Raw genomic sequence first — 20,020 nt, 5'->3', positions numbered from 1 at the left:
CGGACACAGAACGACGCGCGTGCGGCGCTCCGCGGCTCAGTTCCTGGTGTCCCGGTAGTACGTCAGCGCACCCGGATGCAGCTCGACGGGCTCGGTGAAGATCGCCTGCCTCCGGTCCAGTCGCGCGGCGACCGGCACCTCCTGAGCGATGCGGGAGCGGGCGTCGAAGAGGGTGGAGACGATGTCCTCCACCACGGCATCCGGCGTGTCCGTGGCGGTCATCAGGAAGTTCGGGACCGCCATCGTCAGCGTCGGCTCCTCGATGCCGTAGGTGCCGGCCGGGATGTCGGCTGGTCGATACGCTCCTGAGTGGCTCGCGTTCACGCTGTTGACCCAGGCCTGCTCCACCGGGAGCAGCCGCACGGGAGTGTTCTCCGCGAGCTGGGCGATCCCCGGAGTGGGCAGGCCGCCCACCCAGAAGAAGCCGTCGATGTCCGAGCCCTGCATGGCGTCGATGGACTCGGCGAGTCCGAGCTGCGGGTCGCTGATCGTCGTGGCATCCACCCCCGCGGCCTCGAGGAGCCTCGTGGCGATCACGTGCACGCCCGAGTTCTCGGCGCCCAGGGAGATGCGCATGCCGGCGAGGTCACGCACATCGTCGATGCGGGAGTCGGCGCGCACCACGATGTGCAGATACTCGTCGTAGAGCCGCGCCACGGCCTTCACGGCGAGGGGCTCCTGGAACACCCCGGTCCCGGCGACGGCGTCGGCCGCGGCATCCCCCTGCGCGAACCCGACGACGGCCCGTCCGGAGGCGATGCGCAGCAGGTTGTCCACCGAGCCGTTGGTCTCCGCGACGGTCACGGGAGTCCCGAGGCGGGTGGAGAGCTCTCCCGCGAGATGCTCCCCGTAGTCGTAGTAGACGCCCGTCGTGCTCCCCCCGGCGATCACGGTGCTGCTCGTGCTCCACTCGTCGCTCGGCGCGCTGCAGCCGCCGACGCCGACGGCGACGGCTGCAGCGGCGATCAGCGCGACGACTCCGCGCAGGCCTCTCCTCATCGGACGGCTCCGTCCGGGATCCACAGCGACACGAGCAGCCCCCCGTCGTCCGGCGCCTCCACGCTCAGCTCTCCGCCGATCGAGGCGAGGAGGTCGGTGGCGATCGCGAGCCCGAGGCCGGATCCGCTCACGGTCCCCGTCTCGGAGCTGCGCCAGAACCGCTCGGTCGCGCTTCCGACCTCGGACGCCTCGAGACCGGGGCCGTTGTCGCGCACGGCGATCCCCGTGCGACCGTCAGCCGCGACGGCGCGGACCTCGATGCGACCGCCCTCGGGCGAGTACTTCACGGCGTTGTCGATCACCGCGTCCAGAGCGCTCTCCAGCACCGTCCTGTCCGCCATCGTCGGCACGGCCCGATCGCCGGTCACCTCCACGGTCACCGAGCGACGGCCGGCCACCTCCCGCCAGGCCTCCGCTCGGCGTCGCGCGAGCCCGGCGAGGTCGACGGCGGCGAAGCTCGCATCGCCTCGGCCGCCCTTCGCGAGGCTCAGGAGGGTCTCCAGGATCCGCGTCATCCGCCGTCCCTCCTCCCTCGTCTCCTCGATGTCCTCTCGCCACTCGCGACCGAGCCCCGTCATCAGGTGCTCGACCCTCAGGAGCAGGGCGTTCAGCGGATTGCGCAGCTCGTGCGAGGCGTTCAGGGCGAACTCCTGCTGACGGGCGAGCACGCGTTCGATCTCGGCGGCCATGCTGTTGAAGAGCACCGTCATGCGACGCAGCTCTGGCGGCCCCGTGTCTTCGGAGACCCTGGCGTCCATCTCGCCGCGCTCGATCGCGACCATCGCCTGATCGAGTCGGCGCACCGGCGCCAGGACCCAGTTCGCCAGCCCGAACACGAGCAGCAGCCCGGCGAGGATCGTCGCGATCACGATGAGAGACAGCACGAACCAGTGCTGCAGGATCTCCGACCTCGGCGAATCGGTGCTCGACGAGATCAGCACGACGCCGATCACGTCGCTGTCGTCGAAGACCGGCTCGGCCATGACCGCATCGTTGTCGATCAGGGGGAAGGTGGGCTCCGGCGGCTCAGAGCGACGCCCGCTGAGGGCGAGCTGCACCCGTTCGGACTCCGCCTCCTCCAGCACCGCCGAATCCGGACCGCTCGCCGCCCACACCTCACCCGACACGTCGACGACCACCACGCGGATGCCGTACACGTCCTGGAACCTGCGGACCTCGCCCTCGAGCACCGCGGGGGTGTCGGCGCGCAGCGACTGCCGCGCACTGGTCACGAAGTAGGTGAGGTCGCCGAACTGATCGCTGTAGAAGGACTGCTGCACGCTGCGCGCCGCGCTCCAGGCGTACGCTCCGCTGAGTGCGAGGACGATCGCGATCAGGGGCACGAGGAAGACGATGACGAGGCGGTTCCGCATGGGTCAGCCGCCGATCAGCCGATAGCCGACTCCGCGGACGGTTTCGATGAGCGGCACTGCGACCTTGCGCCTGACCGCGCCCACGTGCACCTCGAGCGAGTGGCTGAAGCCGTGCCAGTCGGTGTTCCAGACCTCTCTGATCAGCCGGTCCCGCGGCACCGCGACACCGGGGTATCTCGCCAGCACGGCGATGATGTCGAACTCCTTCTTGGTGAGATCGACCGGATCGGCGCGCACCCGCAGCTGGCGCTTGACGAAGTCGACCTCGACGGCGCCCCCGTGCAGGCGCACGATCTCCTCCGACTCGACTCTCGCGGGCCGGGTCCTGCGGGTGACCGCCTCGATCCTGGCCAGCAGCTCCTGGATGTCGTAGGGCTTCACGACGAAGTCGTCGGCTCCCGCCCTGAGCCCCCTGATGCGCTCGTCGACCTGACTGCGAGCCGTCACGACGATGATCGGCACGTCCGTGCGCGCTCGGATCCGGCGGCAGAGGTCGATGCCGTCGACATCGGGGAGGCCGAGATCGAGCAGCACGACCTCGGTGTCGGCTCCAAGGGCGTCCAACGCCTCCTGACCGGTCGCCGCCCGGACCGTGGCGTATCCGGAGCGGCTCAGGAACGCATCGAGAGCCTTCGCGACGCCGGCGTCGTCCTCGACGATCAGAACTCGCATCGGCCCCCTGTCCCCACGTCAGGCGGGAACGGCGCCCTGCCGCTCCATCCGGATCAGTCTGCCACGGCTGCGCGCTGCGCGAAGGCGCTCTCGTACAGGCACACGCTGGCGGCGGTCGCGAGGTTCAGCGACTCGGCACGACCGAAGATCGGGAGCTTGAGGACGCGGTCGGCGAGTTCCAGCGCGCTGTCCTCGAGACCGCGGGCCTCGTTGCCGAACAGCCAGGCCGTCGGCTCGGCGAGCACGCCCTCCGCGCGGGCGGCGAGGAGGTCGTCGCCCTTCACATCTGCGGCGAGGATGCGGAGCCCGGCGTCGTGCGCCCGCTCCACGACCTCGGCGAGATCGCCCGCGACCGACACGGGCAGGTGGAACAGCGACCCCGTGGTCGCGCGGACGACCTTGGGGTTGTACGGGTCGACGGTGCGGCCGGTGAGCACGACGGCATCGGCTCCGGCGGCATCCGCTGCCCTGATGATCGTGCCGAGATTGCCCGGGTCGCGCACCTCCTCGCAGATCGCGACGAGACGAGGCGACGACGCGAAGACGTCACGCACCGACGTCGGCGTCTGCTGGACGACCGCGACGAGCCCCTGAGGGGTCACGGTGTCGGCCATGGCGTTGAGGACGTACTCGGTGACGTACTCGACGTCGACGTCGGCATCCACCGCCTTCGCCCTGATGTCCGGATGCTTGTCCCACCCCGTCGGGGTCGCGAAGAGCTCGACGATCGTCTCGGGTCGGTAGGTCAGCGCCTCGCGCACGGCCTGCGGGCCCTCGAGGAGGTACAGCCCTGTCTCTGTTCGCGCGCTGCGCTTGGTCAGCTTCGCGACGGCACGGACTCGGGGGGACCGGGGGTTCTCCAGCACGATCACAGTCTAGGGAACGTGGAGGTCCTTCTCGCGCCATCCGGATAAGGTGCGTGCATGATGACGGATGCCGCCCCGACGCCGATCCGCCGACGGCTCGTGCTCGCGGTGCTCGCCGCCGCGACCGTGGGACTGGGGCTGCTCGTGCACCGGTCGGCCTCGGGCCCCATCGGAGATGTCGTCGGCGATGCGCTCTACGCCGTGCTCATCTATCTGCTCGCGGCCGTCGTCGCCCCCCGTGCGCGACCGTTGCGGCCGGCCCTCATCGCCTTCACGATCTGCGCGGGGATCGAGCTGCTCCAGCTCACCGGGCTCCCCCGCCTCTGGGCGACGGAGTTCCCCCCGATCGGCCTGGTGCTGGGAGCCGGCTTCGACCCGCGCGACCTCGTCGTCTACGCCGTCGCCGTCATCGCGGCCGCCGTTGTCGACGAGACCATGGCGCGTCGTCGGGGCTCACGCGCTCCCGGAAACGCCACAGGGCGCCCTCCCGAAGGAGAGCGCCCTGTGTGAAGAGGTGCTTACGCAGCCGACTTCGGAGCGTTGACGTCGGAGGGCAGAGCCTTCTTCGCCGTCTCCACCAGCGTGGTGAAGGTCGCAGCGTCGTTGACCGCGAGGTCGGCGAGCATGCGACGGTCGACCGTGACACCCGCGAGGCCGAGGCCCTGGATGAAGCGGTTGTAGGTCATGCCGTTCTGGCGGGCAGCGGCGTTGATGCGCTGGATCCACAGACGACGGAAGTCGCCCTTGCGCTTGCGACGGTCCCGGTACGAGTAGACCAGGGAGTGGATGACCTGCTCCTTGGCCTTACGGTAGAGGCGCGAACGCTGACCGCGGTAGCCGGAGGCGCGCTCGAGGATGACGCGACGCTTCTTGTGGGCGTTTACCGCCCGCTTGACTCTTGCCATTTTCCTGTGTTCCTATTCGTGCGTTCGATCGCGTCAGCGACCGAGAAGCTTCTTCGCGACCTTGAAGTCTGCCTTCGACAGAACCTGGTCCTGGTTGAGGCGACGGGTGCGACGGCTCGACTTGTGCTCGAGGTTGTGGCGCATCCCGGCCTGCTGCTTCTTCAGCTTGCCGCTGCCGGTGATCTTGAAGCGCTTCTTAGCACCCGAGTGGGTCTTCTGCTTCGGCATCTTCTCTTCCTTCGTATGGCGCCTTCTCAGGCGACGGTGTCAACCCGCGGTGCGGGAGTATGTGGGGCGGGAGTTACTCCGCTGCGGCGCCTTCGGCGGGAGCATCGGTCTTGGCCTCGCGGGCCGCCTGCTTGTTCGCTGCGCGCTGCGCGTCGCGAACGGCGTTCTGCTCCTGCTTCGCCTCGGACTTGCTCTTGAGCGGAGCCACGATCATGACCATGTTGCGTCCATCGATGGTCGGGTTGGACTCGACCGTTCCGAGCTCGGCGACGTCCTCGGCGAACTTGCGGAGAAGACGGACACCCTGCTCGGGACGCGACTGCTCGCGACCGCGGAACAGGATCATGGCCTTGACCTTGTCGCCCGCCTTGAGGAAGCCCTCGGCGCGCTTGAGCTTCGTCGTGTAGTCGTGCGCCTCGATCTTCAGGCGGAAGCGGACCTCCTTGAGGATGGTGTTCGCCTGGTTGCGGCGAGCTTCCTTCTCCTTCTGGGCGGCTTCGTACTTGAACTTGCCGTAGTCCATGATCTTGACCACGGGCGGCTTCGAGTTGGGTGCGACCTCGACGAGGTCGAGGTCGGCTTCCTGCGCAAGGCGCAGCGCCGCCTCGATGCGGACGACGCCGATCTGCTCACCCGCGGGGCCGACGAGGCGGACCTCGGGGACGCGGATGCGCTCATTGGTGCGGGGATCGCTGATGCGGAACTCCTTAGACGATGGTTTCGGCCACCGGATGCTGTTCGCAATCCGGGCGAAATCAGAATCGTCTCCCACCCACCGGCATTCAGACGCCGGCTCCGCACCCAGTCTGCCGGCGGCATCTGTCGATGCGATCCGGTGGAGTGCAAGACCCGGTAGCCTGGAACGGCAAGCGCGGGTGGGAAGTGAATCCTCTTTCGTGCCGGAGCATGACGCTCCGGAGCCCGACAAAGTCTAACAGAAGGCAAGGCGAAGTGACGAACCAGGCATCGGACGAGGCTGCACGCGAGCGCGAAGAGCGCTGGGCCCGACAGGAGGAGGCCGCGTCATCCGCCACCCGGGACATCGCAGACGTCCCCGCCGTCGAGGTGATCACGACCGCGGCCGTGCACCTCATGAGCGCCGCGGCCGTCAAGCTCGGCCTCGCCGACGACCCGGATGCCGCAGCGCAGCTCGACCTCGACGAGGCGCGCAAGCTCATCAACGCGCTGGCCGGACTCATCGCGGCCGGCGCCCCCGAGATCAGCGACATGCACGCGCGGTCGCTGCGCGACGGACTGCGGTCCCTGCAGCTCGCTTTCCGCGAGGCCTCCGTCATCCCCGATCCGATCGGCAAGGGGCCGGGCGAGAAGTGGACGGGGCCGGTCAACTAGGCCTCTCGGGGGCGGGCTCCGGGTTGCCCTGTTCGGGTGAAGAGCGGGGACCCTCCCGCTTCGCGGGCCCCTCCCGATTTGCCTGACCAAGACATCCCTCCGTCCTCACGTTCTGTTGACGAACGGCTGGGGTCGAAGTCCGCAACCCGGACGTTGAGCGAGCGCAGCGAGACGACACGCAATCCCCGGGCGTTGAGCGAGCGCAGCGAGACGAAACGCGGCGAGGACCGCGCGACCGAGGTGCCGCTCGTCGTCAGGCGGAGCGGCGGAGCTTGACGGTGAGCGAGTCGGCGAGCACGGCGATGCGATCGTCGGCGGACCAGCGCTGGGCGAGACGCGCGAGGACCGCGTCGAGCATCTCGCGCTCGAGTCCGTCGACGAGCTCGAGGATCACGACGAGCTCAGGGCCGCGGAGCCTCGCGTCCGGGTCGCCCGCGGCGACGGCGACGTCGATCACCGCGAGCTCGTGCGCGACGCTCTCCTGGAGCGCACCGAACACCTCCGGCGAGAGGAAGCTCGGCTCCCACGCGTGCCCCTGAGCGATCGCCCACACCGCGGGCCGGCGGATCACGAACTCCGTGTCGGACGTCGGGTCCAGCACGATCAGATCGGTGTCGTCGGCGGAGGCCGCCAGCGCGGCGCGCACGGCCTCGACCGGGATGGGCCGGGCCGTGGCATCCCACCGCTGCATCGCGGTGACCGAGGAGAACACCGGCTGCACGCGACGGCCGTCGGGGGCCGCGACCGTGACGATCGACAGCTCCTGCGTCTTGTCGACGACCAGGCCGGTGGGACCAACGCCCTCATCGCCCTTCTCGGCGACGAGGGGGATCAGCACGCGCGCGGAGCGGAAGGCGTCGATGACCTCGGTCTGCGCGCCCTCACCCGCACGGAACCTCTGCAGCGCCTCGAGCAGCGCGGGGTCGGCGGAGCCGTCGTCCGCGGCGTGCGGATTCGGCTCGAAGCTGCGACCCTCCCACGGCACGCCCGCGGAGTCGCCGTGATTGTGCGACTCGGGCCCGCAGGAGTGCGCGTCAGTCTCCTGCGACATCCAGAGCCTCGGCCAGCGTGAACGCGCCGGCATACAGCGCCTTGCCGACGATCGCGCCCTCGACGCCCAGCGGCACGAGCTCGCGGAGAGCGGCGATGTCGTCGAGGTTCGCGATGCCGCCGGAGGCGACGACGGGCTTCGGGGTGCGCGAGGTCATCTCGCGCAGGAGCTCGAGGTTCGGTCCGCGGAGCGTGCCGTCCTTGGTCACGTCGGTCACGACGTAGCGGCTGCAGCCGGCATCCTCGAGACGATCCAGGACCTCCCAGAGATCGCCGCCGTCCTTCGTCCAGCCGCGGGCCGCGAGGGTCGTGCCGCGCACGTCGAGGCCGACCGCGATCGCCTCGCCGAACCGGCCGATGACGTCTGCCGCCCACTCGGGGTTCTCCAGCGCCGCGGTCCCGAGGTTGATGCGCGTGGCGCCGCTCTCGAGCGCCGCCTCCAGCGTCGCGTCGTCGCGGATGCCGCCGGAGAGCTCGATGTTGACGTTCTTGAACTGCTTGATCACCTTGCGCAGGATGGGGGCGTTGCTCCCCCGTCCGAAAGCGGCGTCGAGGTCGACGAGGTGGATCCACTTCGCGCCCTGCGCCACCCACTCCCCCGCTGCGTCGAGAGGATCGCCGTAGCTGGTCTCGCTGCCGGCCTCGCCCTGCGTGAGGCGGACGGCCTTGCCGCCCGCGACATCGACGGCCGGGAGCAGAGTGAGGGAGGGAGACTGCGCGAAGTCGTTCATGACGTCCTTGAGTGGTGGGAGTGCGCCGATGAGAGGCACGAGAACCGAGGTTACCCTCGCAATCGGCGCTCGTTCAAATGCGTGACGCCGATCGAGGAGGTCAGAGGCTGCCGACCCAGTTGCGCAGCAGCTGGATGCCCGCGTCTCCGGACTTCTCCGGGTGGAACTGGGTGGCCGAGAGCGGGCCGTTCTCGACGGCTGCGAGGAAGGGATCTCCGTACGTCGTCCAGGTGAGCACGGGCTGCGGGAACGGAGGGATGACGTCGAGCTCCCAGGACTGCGCCGCGTACGAGTGCACGAAGTAGAACCGCTCCTGCTCGATGCCGCGGAACAGCACGCTGTCGGCGCCGGGCTCGACCGTGTTCCAGCCCATGTGCGGCAGGACCGGCGCGTTGAGCTCCGTCACCGCGCCCGGCCATTCGCCGAGGCCCTCGGTGTCGTGTCCGCGCTCGACGCCGTGGGAGAACAGCACCTGCATGCCGACGCAGATGCCCAGCACCGGGCGCCCGCCGGCGAGCCGACGATCGATGATCTCGTCACCGCCGTGGGCGAACAGCGCGTCGCGGACGGCCTGGAATGCGCCGACGCCAGGAACCACGAGGCCGTCGGCCTCCAGCGCCTGCGTCTTGTCGCGGGTGAGCACAGCATCCGCTCCCGCGGCGACGAGTGCCTTGACGGCGGAGTGGACGTTGCCGGACTCGTAGTCGAAGACGGCGACCGTGGGCGCGCTGCTCATAGCGCGCCCTTGGTGGACGGGACGCCGTCGACCAGCGGATCGAGGGCCTTCGCCTGGCGGAAGGCACGCGCGAAGGCCTTGTACTCCGCCTCGGCGATGTGGTGAGGATCGCGGCCGCCCAGCACGCGGACGTGCACGGTGAGTCCGGCGTTGAACGTGATCGCCTCGAACGAGTGCCGCACGAGGGCGCCCGTGAAGTGACCGCCGATGAGGTGGTACTCGAATCCTGTGGGCTCACCCTCGTGCACGAGGTACGGGCGACCGGAGATGTCGACGACCGCCTGCGCGAGCGCCTCGTCGAGAGGGACCAGCGCGTCGCCGTAACGGGAGATGCCGGACTTGTCGCCCAGCGCCTCGCGGATCGCCTGCCCGAGCACGATCGAGACGTCCTCGACGGTGTGGTGCGCATCGATGTTCGTGTCGCCGGACGCCCGCACCGTGAGGTCGGTGAGGGAGTGCTTCGCGAACGCGGTCAGCATGTGGTCGAAGAACGGCACCGAGGTGTCGATGCGGCTCACACCCGTCCCGTCGAGGTTGAGCTCGAGCTCGACCGTGGACTCCGACGTGCTGCGCACGCGGCGGGCTGTACGCGGGGCGGGGGTGCTCATGATGCCGATCCTATCGAGGCGAGGGCGTCGAGGAACGCCGTGGTCTCGGCCTCCGTACCCGCGGTGACGCGGAGGTGGCCGGGGATGCCGACGTCGCGGATCAGCACGCCCCTGTCGTACAGCTGCTGCCACGTGGCCTTCGGGTCGACGACGCCGCCGAAGAGGACGAAGTTCGACCAGGACTCGTGCGGCGTGTACCCGAGGGCTTCCAGGGTCGCCGAGATGCGGTCGCGCTGCTCGACGATCTCGTCGACCATGCCGAGCATGACGTCGGCGTTGCGCAGCGCGGCGATCGCCGCCGCCTGGGTGAGGGCACTCAGGTGATAGGGCAGGCGCACGAGGCGCAGCGCGTCGATGAACGCGGGATCGGCGGCCAGGTAGCCCACCCGCGCTCCCGCGAAGGCGAACGCCTTGCTCATCGTGCGCGACACCGCCAGACGCGGACGCCCCTCGAGGAGAGAGAGGGCGGATGCCGCCTCCCGCGGTGCGAACTCCTGATACGCCTCGTCGACGATCACGATGCCTCTGGCCGCCTCGTAGACGGCCTCGACGACATCGAGCCCGAGGGGCGTGCCCGTCGGGTTGTTCGGGGAGCACAGCAGGATCACGTCGGGGTCGACAGCGCGCACCTGAGCAGCAGCGTCTTCCGCGGTGATCGTGTAGTCGGGCTCGCGGACGCCCGCCACCCAGCGCGCGCCGGTGCCCTGAGCGATCAGCGGGTACATGGAGTACGTGGGCGCGAAGCCGAACGCCGTGCGTCCGGGACCGCCGAAGGCCTGAAGGATGTGCTGCAGCACCTCGTTCGAGCCGTTGCCCGCCCAGATCTGCTCGGCAGTGAGGCCGTGTCCGAGATACTCGGCGAAGCCCTCGCGCAGAGTCGTGAACTCTCGATCCGGGTAGCGGTTCATGTCACGCAGCGCCACGGCGATGTCGTCGAGGATGTCGCTGGCGACGGCATCCGGAATGGGATGCGTGTTCTCGTTGACGTTGAGCGCGATGGGAAGCGGGGCCTGCGGAGCTCCGTAGGGAGTCAATCCGCGGAGGTCGTCGCGAAGCGGGAGGTCAGCGAGTGATGCGGTCACCCTTCCCATGCTAGGACGCGCGAAGGCCGATGATGCACCGGGTGACGCCGCATTGCGCATGCACCGCTCCCACGAGGGGCTTGCAGGACGCGCGCTCCGAGATCACTCGGAGTACTGCGCGGGGATGGCGAGCTCGTCGCCGATCTGCAGTGCGCCGCCCGTGAGCATGTTGAGCCGACTGATCTCGCCGATCACCTCGCGAGGGTCGGCGTCGGGAGCGACCGTGGTGGCGATCGACCAGAGAGTATCCCCCGGCATCACCGTGACGGTCTCGAAAGACGCCGCCGCGACGTGAGCGCCGGACGCCGCAGCGCTTCCACCGCTGAGCGCGGCGAAGGCGATGCCCGCCGCGAGAGGGATCGAGGCGAGCCCGAGGAGCACGCGGCGACCGCGGACCGTCAGACGCAGGCGTGCGGCCGGACGTGCCGGAAGGACTGCTGCGGTTCCGAAGGTGATGGTGCTCATGTCGTGCTCCCTTTCTGCCCTCCGACGGATCATCCCCGCCGGAGAAAGTTGGCGTAGCGTTCGCATCCAGGACTCGGCCGGGAGTCAGGAATGCGAAGCTACGTACCGAAGATATCTTCGAGTTCGAACATCTGTCAAGCGTTCTTCGAAACCTGATTCGAGAATCTGCCGACACGCTCGAACAGATCTTCCAGATCGGGCCGTTTCTCGGATACGGTTTCGATACGGATACCCCACCACGGACCTCCGACATTCGAACTGCGACGCCGGAATCGCGTACAAAGGAGCACGATGAGCGAGAACTCCGCCCCCGACACCGAGGCGCCGCGCACCCGTCGCCGCAAGAGCCTCAGCCCCAAGCAGATGGCGATCCTCGAGGTCATCCAGAACTCGATCAGCCGGCACGGCTATCCGCCGAGCATGCGCGAGATCGGCGACGCCGTCGGTCTCAAGTCGCTGTCCAGCGTCACGCATCAGCTCGGACAGCTGGAGCTCAGCGGCTATCTGCGCCGCGACCCCGGCAAGACCAGGGCCATGGAGGTGCTCATCGACCTCCCCGGCGCGAGCGGCGAGAACCCCGCCGACGTCGCCACCCCGGTCGGAGACGCCGCTCTCGTGCCGCTGGTGGGCCGCATCGCCGCCGGAGTGCCGATCACCGCGGATCAGCAGGTCGAGGAGATCTTCCCGCTCCCCCGGCAGCTCGTCGGCAAGGGCGACCTGTTCATGCTCAAGGTGTCGGGCGAGTCGATGATCGACGCCGCGATCTGCGACGGCGACTGGGTCGTGGTCCGCTCGCAGCACAGCGCGGAGAACGGCGAGATCGTCGCAGCCATGCTCGACGGCGAGGCCACGGTCAAGGTGCTCCGCCGCCGCGACGGGCACACCTGGCTCCTCCCCCGCAACTCCGCCTTCGAGCCCATCCTGGGCGACGAGGCCGTGATCCTCGGCAAGATCGTCGCGGTGCTGCGCGCGGTCTGACGACGGCTGACGACAGCGAACCGCCCTTCCCGAGCTCCGGGAAGGGCGGTTCGCTTCTCTCTTCGAGCGAGCGTCAGACCGCGACGACCACGTCCTCGCGCACCCGACGCGTGGCCTCGACGATGTTGCGCAGCGACGCCACGGTCTCGTCGTATCCACGCGTCTTCAGACCGCAGTCGGGGTTGACCCACAGCTGGCGCGTCGGGATCTCGTCCACCGCGCGGCGCAGCAGCGACTCGACCTCCTCCGTCGAGGGGACGCGCGGCGAGTGGATGTCGTAGACACCGGGGCCGATGCCGTGATCGAAGCCGACCTCAGCGATGTCCGCCACGACCTCCATGCGGCTGCGGGCCGCCTCGATCGAGGTCACGTCGGCGTCGAGGGCGCGGATCGCGTCGATCACGACGCCGAACTCCGAGTAGCAGAGGTGGGTGTGCACCTGGGTGCCCGCCGCCGCGCCACCCGTCGCGAGACGGAACGAGTCCACGGACCACTGCAGGTACGCGGACTGATCCGCCTTCTTCAGAGGCAGCAGCTCGCGCAGCGCGGGCTCGTCGACCTGGATGATCGCGATGCCAGCGGCCTCGAGGTCGGCGATCTCGTCGCGCAGGGCGAGCGCCACCTGGTTCGCGGTCTCGCCGAGCGGCTGGTCGTCTCTGACGAAGGACCAGGCGAGGATCGTGACGGGTCCCGTCAGCATCCCCTTCATGTGCTTGGTCGTGAGCGACTGCGCGTACGTCGACCAGTCCACCGTGATCGGAGCGGGACGGGAGACGTCGCCCCACAGGAGGGAGGGGCGGGTCGCGCGGGAGCCGTACGACTGCACCCAGCCGTTCTCGGTGACGTCGAAGCCGTCGAGGTTCTCGGCGAAGTACTGCACCATGTCGTTGCGCTCCGGCTCACCGTGCACGAGCACGTCGAGGCCCAGGTCCTCCTGCAGCGAGACGACGCTGGCGACCTCGCGGCGCAGGAACTCCTCGTAGTCCTCGGCGGGGATCTCGCCCCTGGTGAATCGCGCCCGGGCGCGACGGATGTCGCCGGTCTGCGGGAAGGACCCGATCGTCGTGAGCGGCAGCGCCGGAAGGCCGAGGGACTCCTGCGCGGACTCGCGCTCCTCATAGGACACGCGCGAGAAGTCCGCCTCGGTGAGTGCACGGGCACGAACGGCACCGTCGCGGACGCCCGGAGCCGAGAGACGGTCCTGCAGGGCAGCGGATGCCGCGTCGAGATCGGCGGCGACGGCCGCACGCCCCTCGGCGAGGCCCCGGGCCAGGGCCACGACCTGCTCGACCTTCTGGTCGGCGAAGGCGAGCCACGAGACCAGACGCGCATCGAGCTTCGTCTCGTCGGACACGTCGTGCGGCACGTGCAGCAGAGAGGTCGACGTGGAGGCGGAGACTCCGGCGGCGCCGAGCGCGCGCAGCGCCTCGAGCGTGTCGAAGGCCGAGGCGAGGTCGCCGCGCCAGATGTTGTGACCGTCGACGACGCCGCCCACGAGGGTCTTCCCCTCCAGGCCGGCTGCGGCCGCGGGCACGCCTCCGCGCACGAGGTCGACGGCGATCGCCTCGATCGGGGCAGCGGTCAGCACGGGGAACACCTCGCCGAGGTCGGCGTACGGCGCGGCGACCAGGATCGACGGTCGCGCCGCCGCTCCGCCCAGCACCGCGAGGGCACGGCCGGCGGCATCCGACAGCGCAGCGATCGACGCAGGGAGCGACTCGCTGACCAGAGCGGGCTCGTCGAGCTGCACCCACTCCGCACCGGCGTCCTTCAGCCGCGCGAGCAGCTCGACGTAGACGGGGAGCAGGTCGTCGAGACGCGACAGCGGATCGAACCCCTCGGGGGCGTCGTCCGAGGCCTTCGCCAGAGCGAGGAGGGTCACCGGGCCGACGATGACCGGGCGGGTCGTGAATCCGGCCGCCGCGCCCTCTGCGAACTCGCGGACGACACGGTCGCTGGACAGTGAGAACACCGTCTCGGGGCCGATCTCCGGCACCAGGTAGTGGTAGTTCGAGTCGAACCACTTGGTCATCTCGAGCGGGGCGCGCTCTCCCTCGCCGCGGGCGACGGTGAAGTACGCCGGAAGGCCGATGGTGCCGTCCTCCGACCGGAGGTCCTCGAACCGCGCGGGGATCGCGCCGACGGTCACCGCGGCGTCGAGCACCTGGTCGTAGTACGAGAACGACTCGGGGATGGCCGAGTCGGTGCGGCCGAGGCCGAGCGCGGCGAGACGTTCGCGCGTGGCTGCGCGCAGCTCGGCGGAGGTGGCCTCCAGCTCGGCGAGGTCGGTGCGGCCGGCCCAGAACGCCTCGACGGCCTTCTTCAGCTCGCGACGGCGACCGATACGGGGGTAGCCGAGGATGGTGCCCTCGGGGAATGCGGACATGGGTGTTCCTTTCAGCGGGGGTTCCGGGGTCAGCGGAGTCGGGACACCGGCAGGACGCCGGCCTCCTCGAGGACGGTGAGCACGGTGTCGTGCTGGTTGAACGCGTAGAGGTGCACGCCGGGTGCGCCGCCGGCGACGACCTCCCTGGCGAGGCGCGCGGCCCACTCGACGCCGATCTCGTGCCGGCCCTCGGGGGTCGGCTCCACGTCGAGGGCGATGGCGAGCTCGCTGGGCAGCGTCTCGCCGGTGAGCTCGAGCACACGAGCGAGCCGGACCGGCGAGACGATCGGCATGATGCCGGGGAGGATCGGGATCGTGACGCCGGCGGCGCGCGCCCTCTCGACGAACGTGAGGTAGTCGTCGGCGTGGAAGAACAGCTGCGTGATCGCGGAGGTCGCGCCGGCGGCCTGCTTCGCGAGCAGCGCGTCGACATCCTGCCAGCGGTGGACGGAGCGCGGGTGCCCGTTGGGGAAGGCGGCGACCGCGATGCTCGCCTTGCGGCGCGCGCTCACGCGTGCGGCGCCGGGGATGCCGGGCACCGGCGACTCTTCGTAGGGGGCGCGCTCCGCCTGCACGCGGTCGATGAGCTGCACGAGCTGCGCCGCGCTCTCCAGGTCGCCGAGGAACGGCTCGTCCTGTCCGACGGGCGGATCCCCGCGGAGGGCGAGGAAGCTGAGGATGCCGGCATCCAGGAACTCCCTGATGAGCGTCGCGGCGCCCGCGTAGGTGTTGCCCACGCAGGTGAGGTGCGCGAGGGGCTCGACGGCGGTGTGCTCGCGGATGAAGCGGAGCACCTCCAGGGAGCGTCCCCCGGTCGAGCCGCCGGCGCCGTAGGTCACCGAGATGAAGTCGGGCCCTGCGGCCGCCAGCCGACGGACGGTCTCGTGCAGCGCCTCGTGGCTGGACGCCGAGCGCGGCGGATAGAGCTCGAAGGAGAACGGCACTCGAGGGTTCGGCGTCTCGGAAGACATCTTCTTCTCCTGGGGACAGGGCGGGCACGGGGCCGCGAGCGGCGCAGGACTGCGTCGATCTCGCGGGCGGGTGCCGGGCTCGGCTGTCGCTCCACGCACCGGGGCGAACCGGGCGTTTCCAGAAACCTATGGCACGCCGACGCCCGCCCGCATCCTGTGTGACGTCGTGTGTCGCACGCCAATAGGCTCGAGGCATGTCGATGCCGTTCGGGTCCTGGCCGTCTCCCTTCTCCGCCGCCTCGGTCGCTGCGTCCTCGCCCCGCATCGACGGCGCCCGCTTCGTCGGCGACGAGATCTGGTGGGGCGAGTCGGTGCCCTCCGAGGGCGGGCGCGTGACCGTGCGCAGCTCAGAAGCGCGTGAGGTGCTTCCGGCGCCGTGGAGCGCGCGCTCCCGCGTGCACGAGTACGGCGGCGGCGCCTGGACGGCGAGCCCCGCCGGTTCGCTCTTCTTCGTGAACGCCTCCGATCAGCGCGTGTATCGGCTTGACGACGGCGCAGAGCCGCGCCCGCTCACCCCCGCCGGTCCTGCCCACGGAGGGCTGCGGCTGCAGAGCGGGAGGCTGTTCGCCGTACGAGAGGACCTCACCGCCGACCCTCATCTGCGCGCGATCGTGGATATCCCGATCGACGGCTCGGCCGCAGACGACGTCGAACGGGTCGGCACGGTCGTCGAGGGCTCCGACTTCTACGCCCACCCCGCGCTCTCCCCCGCCGGGGACCGGATCGCCTGGGTGCAGTGGAGCGGCGATCGGATGCCGTGGGACAGCGCCCGGCTGCACGTCCGTGGTGTGGACGGAGCCGAGCTGGTACTGCCGACGCGCGCGGCCCTCCAACCGGAGTGGGCCGGTGTGGACGAGCTCGTGTTCGCCGACGATCCCTCCGGTCGCTGGAACCTGCACAGGGTCGCGCTCGACGGCTCGACCCCCGAGCCGATCGCGCCCGCCGACGCCGACACGGGCTACGGACTGTGGGTGCTGGGCAACCGCTGGTACGGGCTCCTCGACGACGGCCGGATCGTCGCCGTGCGGACGAACGGACGCGACGAGGTCGTGCTGATCGACCGTGACGGGTCGGCACGTGCTCTCGCCGTGCCCTGCGACGGTCACGTGAGCGTCGACGACGTGTCGGGGTCCAGGGTGCTGCTGAGCGGCAACGGGTCGACCGTCGCTCCGGGAGTCTGGTGCGTCGACCTCGACACGGGCGCCGTGTCGACCGTCGCCGGAGGCGCTCCTTCGGACGCCGCGTGGATGCCGCCGGCGCGTGCGCTGGTGGTCGACGGGATGCACGGACCGGTGCACGCCTTCGCCTACGCTCCCGCCAACCCCGACGTCTCGACTCCGGCGGTCGGGCGTCCGCCCTATCTCGTGCTCGTGCACGGCGGCCCGACCGCCCACGTCACCGGCGCGGCGTCCGCGGCCATCGCCTTCTACACGAGTCGCGGCATCGGGGTGCTCGACGTGAATTACGGCGGGTCGACCGGATACGGCCGCGCCTATCGGGAGAGGCTGCTCGGCCAGTGGGGCGTCGTCGACGTCGACGACGTGATCGCCGCCGCACGCGGTCTCGCCGATGCCGGGCTGGCCGACCCCGCGCGCATCGCCATCCGCGGCGGGTCCGCCGGAGGCTGGACCGTGCTCTCCGCCCTCGTGCGCGGAGGAGCATTCGCCGCGGGGATCAGCCGCTACGGCGTGACCGACCTGCGCGGGCTCGTCGAGCACTCCCACGACTTCGAGGCGTCGTACATCGAGGGCCTCGTGGGGCCGCTCCCGGCATCCGACGCCCTCTACGTCGAGCGTTCGCCGCTCACCCACGCGGATCGGATCGACGTCCCCGTGCTGCTGCTGCAGGGTGAGGATGACCGTGTCGTGCCGCCCGCGCAGTCCGAGGCCATCCGCGACGCCCTGGCCGCACACGGCGTCGACCACGAGTACGTGCTGTATACCGGTGAGGGGCACGGCTTCCGCCGTGCCGAGACGATCGTCGACGCCCTGGAGCGCGAGATCGCCTTCCTGCGGCGCGTGTTCGGCTGACTACTCCCCGACGCGGTTGCGCAGCCGCATGGCGCGCTCCGCCTCGCGGGTGTCCTGCCGCTCACGCAGCGCCTGCCGCTTGTCGAACTCGCGCTTGCCCTTCGCGAGCGCGATCTCGACCTTGGCGCGGCCGTCGGAGAAGTAGAGCTTCAGCGGGATGAGCGTGTACCCGCCCGCCGACACGGCGTGCTGGAGCTTGGCGATCTCCTCACGGTGCAGCAGCAGCTTGCGGACCCGCTTGGCCGAGTGGTTCGTCCAGTGCCCCTGGGAGTACTCCGGGATGTGCACGGAGTCGAGGAAGACCTCGTTGCCCTTGACGAACGCGTAGCCGTCGCTGAGGTTCGCGCGTCCCTGACGCAGTGACTTGACCTCGGTGCCGGTGAGCACCATCCCCGCCTCGTACGACTTCTCGATGTTGTAGTCGTGACGTGCGCGACGATTGGTCGCGATGACCTTCTCCCCGCGTTCCCTGGGCATGATGCTCTCCTGATTCCGTGCCGTGCGGGCGCACGACAGCCTGTCAGCTTATCAGGTGCGCAGCCACCGGCGGATCGCGAAGCCGGCCGACAGCGCCGCGAGGAGCACGCCGATGCCGATGAGCACGGGCACGACATATGCGGCATCCTGCATGCTCACCCAGGTCGTGATGAACGGCACCCTGCCGCGCAGATATCCTTCGACCCCGAAGTGCACCCCTGCGACGACCGCCGCGCTGGCGAGCACGGAGCCGAGGAACGCCGCGAACACTCCCTCGAGCACGAACGGCGTCTGGATGAAGCGGTTCGACGCTCCGACGAGCCTCATGATGCCGATCTCCTTGCGCCGCGCGTACGCCGACAGCCGGATGGTGGTGCCGATCAGGAGGATCGCGGCGATCAGCATCAGCGCGGCGATGCCGACCGCGATGTACGTCGCCACGGTGAGCGCCGAGAACAGCGGTTCGAGGTACTGCAGCTGGTCCTTCACCTGCTCGACGCCGACCGTGCCGCTGAACGCCTCGACGAGGACCTGCGACTGGGTCGGGTCCTTGAGCGTGACGTAGAAGCTCTCCGACATCTGGTCGGCGGTGAACAGGCTGGCCTTGTCCTCGCCGAGCTGCGCGACGATGTTCGCGTAGGCCTCATCCTTGTTCTCGAACCGGACGTTCGAGATGAGTCGCGCGAGAGCGTCGCCTTCCAGGGTCGCCTTGACCGCGGCGACCTGATCCTCGTCGGCCGCGCCGCCGACGCAGGCTTTCGTGGGCTCGGACAGCGGCGAGCACATCGAGACCACCACCTGCGCGCGGTCGGTCCAGTAGCCGCGCATGGTGCCGATCTGAGCCTGCATGAGGATCGCCGCTCCGACGAACGTCAAGGACACGAAGGTCACCAGCACGACGGAGATCACCATCGAGATGTTGCGTCGAAGGCCGCCGAGGGCCTCCGTGAGGATGAGTCCGATTCTCATGAGGTCGGCCCCACTTCGTCGTCGCCGTCGTCGGAGAGTCCCAATCTGTCGGCGACGCCGAGTTCGGCGACGTCGACCTGCGGGAGGACGATGGGGTGCGTGCGGGGGCCCACCGCGGCGGGAGCCTCTGCGGGCTTCTCCTCCTGCGGCGCCGGCTGCGGCTCGATGGGTGCCGCCTGCGCTTCGGGGATCTCGGATGCCGCGGGCACGGCGTCGGGGGTCGAGGCCTCTGCCTTGCGCTGAGCACTCAGCTCCTCTGCCAGCGCCGCACGGACGACCGAGAGGTCGGCGGTCTGCCGCTGGACCTCCTGGACGGCGGTGAGGGCTGCGGCCGCCGCGGCTCCTCGCACCTCCTCGGGGACGAGACGCGGGATGTTCGAGGTGTCGCCGTAGCCGCCGTGGACCTCGTCGCGCACCATCTCGCCGTCGCGGAGCTCGATCACGCGACGCTGCATCGCGTCGACGAACGCGGCCTCGTGCGTCGCCATGAGCACCGTCGTGCCACCGGCGTTGATCCGGGCGAGCAGCTGCATGATGTCGACGGAGGTCGCGGGGTCGAGGTTTCCGGTGGGCTCGTCGGCGAGCAGCACCTGGGGCCGGTTCACGAGAGCGCGGGCGATGGCCACGCGCTGCTGCTCGCCGCCGGAGAGCTCATGGGGCATGCGCTTCTGCTTGCCGTCGAGGCCCACGAGCGCGAGCGCCTCCGGCACCGCCTGCTGGATGAAGCCGCGCGAGGATCCGGTCACCTGGAGCGTGAACGCGACGTTCTGGAAGACGGTCTTCGACGGGAGCAGGCGGAAGTCCTGGAACACCGAGCCGATGTGGCGGCGGAAGTACGGGACCTTGCGGTTCGCGAGGGATCGGAGGTCACGGCCGAGCACGGCGACACGGCCCGACGTCGGCACATCCTCTCGGAGGATGAGTCGCAGGCACGACGACTTGCCGGACCCCGACGCCCCCACGAGGAAGACGAACTCTCCTCGCTGGACCTCGAAGTCGACACCGGACAGAGCGGGCCTGGTGGTCCCGCGATAGCGTTTCGTGACGTTCTCGAACCGAATCATGGCGGTACGAGCCTAAGCGCCTGCTCCCGTCTGCCGTCGAGCGACACCCCGCGGCCATGAGCGTGTCACCGCTCACTGCT

General features: G+C 69.8%; 22 protein-coding genes. 4 read left to right on the top strand and 18 right to left on the bottom strand.

Annotation, left to right across the window (positions count from 1 at the left end; genetic code table 11):
- Positions 1 to 36: 36 nt before the first annotated feature.
- Genes ACFY5A_RS18425 through ACFY5A_RS18410 form a run of 4 tightly spaced genes read right to left on the bottom strand, consistent with a single transcriptional unit; the run spans position 37 to position 3,910 of the window.
- The gene (locus ACFY5A_RS18425; RefSeq protein WP_341941757.1) at positions 37 to 999 is read right to left on the bottom strand and encodes a TAXI family TRAP transporter solute-binding subunit; all 963 of its coding nucleotides are present in this window, start codon (positions 997 to 999) and stop codon (positions 37 to 39) included.
- Complete coding sequence (locus ACFY5A_RS18420; protein WP_341941756.1) at positions 996 to 2,372, bottom strand: HAMP domain-containing sensor histidine kinase; 1,377 nt, start codon at positions 2,370 to 2,372, stop codon at positions 996 to 998. The genes ACFY5A_RS18425 and ACFY5A_RS18420 overlap by 4 nt, the downstream gene beginning before the upstream one ends.
- A 3-nt stretch (positions 2,373 to 2,375) precedes the next feature.
- Positions 2,376 to 3,044 carry a response regulator transcription factor gene (locus tag ACFY5A_RS18415; RefSeq protein WP_105672394.1) on the bottom strand — a complete coding sequence of 223 codons (669 nt, stop codon included), beginning with the start codon at positions 3,042 to 3,044 and terminating at the stop codon, positions 2,376 to 2,378.
- Between the two features lie 53 nt (positions 3,045 to 3,097).
- Entirely contained in the window at positions 3,098 to 3,910 is an 813-nt protein-coding gene (locus ACFY5A_RS18410) for an RNA methyltransferase (RefSeq protein WP_105672429.1), read from the bottom strand.
- A 57-nt stretch (positions 3,911 to 3,967) separates the two neighbouring features.
- On the opposite strand from ACFY5A_RS18410, the gene ACFY5A_RS18405 reads away from it, so the two are divergent.
- Positions 3,968 to 4,420 (top strand): DUF2809 domain-containing protein, encoded by a 453-nt coding sequence (locus ACFY5A_RS18405; RefSeq protein ID WP_387236389.1) that lies wholly within the window; start codon positions 3,968 to 3,970, stop codon positions 4,418 to 4,420.
- An 8-nt stretch (positions 4,421 to 4,428) separates the two neighbouring features.
- On the opposite strand, the gene rplT is transcribed toward ACFY5A_RS18405, so the two are convergent.
- The 3 genes from rplT to infC all read right to left on the bottom strand — a co-directional run bounded on the left by rplT (position 4,429) and on the right by infC (position 5,815).
- A complete protein-coding gene (gene rplT / locus ACFY5A_RS18400) occupies positions 4,429 to 4,815 on the bottom strand; it encodes a 50S ribosomal protein L20 (RefSeq protein WP_017202428.1) in 387 nt (128 codons plus the stop codon).
- 33 nt (positions 4,816 to 4,848) lie between these two features.
- Positions 4,849 to 5,043, bottom strand: a complete 195-nt coding sequence (gene rpmI / locus ACFY5A_RS18395) for a 50S ribosomal protein L35 (protein ID WP_060927878.1) — start codon at positions 5,041 to 5,043, stop codon at positions 4,849 to 4,851.
- A gap of 73 nt (positions 5,044 to 5,116) precedes the next feature.
- Positions 5,117 to 5,815, bottom strand: a complete 699-nt coding sequence (gene infC / locus ACFY5A_RS18390; protein WP_374197869.1) for a translation initiation factor IF-3 — start codon at positions 5,813 to 5,815, stop codon at positions 5,117 to 5,119.
- A gap of 179 nt (positions 5,816 to 5,994) precedes the next feature.
- Between infC and ACFY5A_RS18385 the strand changes: the two genes are divergently transcribed.
- On the top strand, positions 5,995 to 6,393 hold the full coding sequence (locus ACFY5A_RS18385; RefSeq protein ID WP_387236386.1) for a DUF1844 domain-containing protein: 399 nt from the start codon (positions 5,995 to 5,997) through the stop codon (positions 6,391 to 6,393).
- Positions 6,394 to 6,646: 253 nt separating this feature from the next.
- Here the strand turns inward: ACFY5A_RS18385 and ACFY5A_RS18380 are convergent, their stop codons facing one another.
- The 6 genes from ACFY5A_RS18380 to ACFY5A_RS18355 form a co-directional block, all read right to left on the bottom strand.
- Positions 6,647 to 7,444: an SseB family protein gene (locus ACFY5A_RS18380; protein ID WP_387236383.1), complete on the bottom strand. Its 798-nt coding sequence runs from the start codon at positions 7,442 to 7,444 to the stop codon at positions 6,647 to 6,649.
- Positions 7,428 to 8,174, bottom strand: coding sequence for a bifunctional 1-(5-phosphoribosyl)-5-((5-phosphoribosylamino)methylideneamino)imidazole-4-carboxamide isomerase/phosphoribosylanthranilate isomerase PriA (priA, locus tag ACFY5A_RS18375; protein WP_105672398.1), 747 nt, complete (start codon positions 8,172 to 8,174; stop codon positions 7,428 to 7,430). Before priA ends, ACFY5A_RS18380 begins: the two co-directional genes overlap by 17 nt.
- Positions 8,175 to 8,274: 100 nt before the next feature.
- Positions 8,275 to 8,910, bottom strand: coding sequence for an imidazole glycerol phosphate synthase subunit HisH (gene hisH / locus ACFY5A_RS18370; RefSeq protein ID WP_105672399.1), 636 nt, complete (start codon positions 8,908 to 8,910; stop codon positions 8,275 to 8,277).
- Positions 8,907 to 9,518, bottom strand: a complete 612-nt coding sequence (gene hisB / locus ACFY5A_RS18365) for an imidazoleglycerol-phosphate dehydratase HisB (RefSeq protein WP_105672400.1) — start codon at positions 9,516 to 9,518, stop codon at positions 8,907 to 8,909. The genes hisH and hisB overlap by 4 nt, the downstream gene beginning before the upstream one ends.
- Positions 9,515 to 10,609, bottom strand: a complete 1,095-nt coding sequence (locus tag ACFY5A_RS18360; RefSeq protein ID WP_387236379.1) for a histidinol-phosphate transaminase — start codon at positions 10,607 to 10,609, stop codon at positions 9,515 to 9,517. Before ACFY5A_RS18360 ends, hisB begins: the two co-directional genes overlap by 4 nt.
- Before the next feature lie 93 nt (positions 10,610 to 10,702).
- Positions 10,703 to 11,065 carry a LysM peptidoglycan-binding domain-containing protein gene (locus ACFY5A_RS18355; RefSeq protein WP_341941752.1) on the bottom strand — a complete coding sequence of 121 codons (363 nt, stop codon included), beginning with the start codon at positions 11,063 to 11,065 and terminating at the stop codon, positions 10,703 to 10,705.
- A gap of 291 nt (positions 11,066 to 11,356) precedes the next feature.
- Between ACFY5A_RS18355 and lexA the strand changes: the two genes are divergently transcribed.
- Positions 11,357 to 12,043 (top strand): transcriptional repressor LexA, encoded by a 687-nt coding sequence (gene lexA, locus ACFY5A_RS18350; RefSeq protein ID WP_105672403.1) that lies wholly within the window; start codon positions 11,357 to 11,359, stop codon positions 12,041 to 12,043.
- 73 nt (positions 12,044 to 12,116) lie between these two features.
- Here the strand turns inward: lexA and metE are convergent, their stop codons facing one another.
- Positions 12,117 to 14,429: a 5-methyltetrahydropteroyltriglutamate--homocysteine S-methyltransferase gene (gene metE, locus ACFY5A_RS18345; RefSeq protein ID WP_387236376.1), complete on the bottom strand. Its 2,313-nt coding sequence runs from the start codon at positions 14,427 to 14,429 to the stop codon at positions 12,117 to 12,119.
- A 29-nt stretch (positions 14,430 to 14,458) separates the two neighbouring features.
- Positions 14,459 to 15,400: a methylenetetrahydrofolate reductase gene (locus tag ACFY5A_RS18340; RefSeq protein WP_105672405.1), complete on the bottom strand. Its 942-nt coding sequence runs from the start codon at positions 15,398 to 15,400 to the stop codon at positions 14,459 to 14,461.
- Positions 15,401 to 15,594: 194 nt separating this feature from the next.
- Here ACFY5A_RS18340 and ACFY5A_RS18335 point away from each other — a divergent pair, with 194 nt between their 5' ends.
- Entirely contained in the window at positions 15,595 to 17,430 is a 1,836-nt protein-coding gene (locus ACFY5A_RS18335) for a prolyl oligopeptidase family serine peptidase (RefSeq protein WP_387236373.1), read from the top strand.
- Here the strand turns inward: ACFY5A_RS18335 and smpB are convergent, their stop codons facing one another.
- From smpB to ftsE, 3 genes are read right to left on the bottom strand one after another with little or no spacing between them, the layout of a single operon-like run.
- Positions 17,431 to 17,907 carry an SsrA-binding protein SmpB gene (gene smpB / locus ACFY5A_RS18330; protein WP_387236370.1) on the bottom strand — a complete coding sequence of 159 codons (477 nt, stop codon included), beginning with the start codon at positions 17,905 to 17,907 and terminating at the stop codon, positions 17,431 to 17,433. It lies immediately after the preceding gene.
- 51 nt (positions 17,908 to 17,958) lie between these two features.
- Complete coding sequence (gene ftsX / locus ACFY5A_RS18325; protein ID WP_341941749.1) at positions 17,959 to 18,876, bottom strand: permease-like cell division protein FtsX; 918 nt, start codon at positions 18,874 to 18,876, stop codon at positions 17,959 to 17,961.
- Positions 18,873 to 19,940, bottom strand: a complete 1,068-nt coding sequence (gene ftsE, locus ACFY5A_RS18320) for a cell division ATP-binding protein FtsE (protein WP_341941748.1) — start codon at positions 19,938 to 19,940, stop codon at positions 18,873 to 18,875. The genes ftsX and ftsE overlap by 4 nt, the downstream gene beginning before the upstream one ends.
- Positions 19,941 to 20,020 lie beyond the last annotated feature (80 nt).

The sequence above is a fragment of the Microbacterium sp. NPDC012755 genome (assembly GCF_042901325.1).
Classification (GTDB): domain Bacteria; phylum Actinomycetota; class Actinomycetes; order Actinomycetales; family Microbacteriaceae; genus Microbacterium; species Microbacterium natoriense.
Note: the sequence above shows the minus strand (reverse complement) of the source record. Positions and strands in the feature narration are given on the sequence as shown.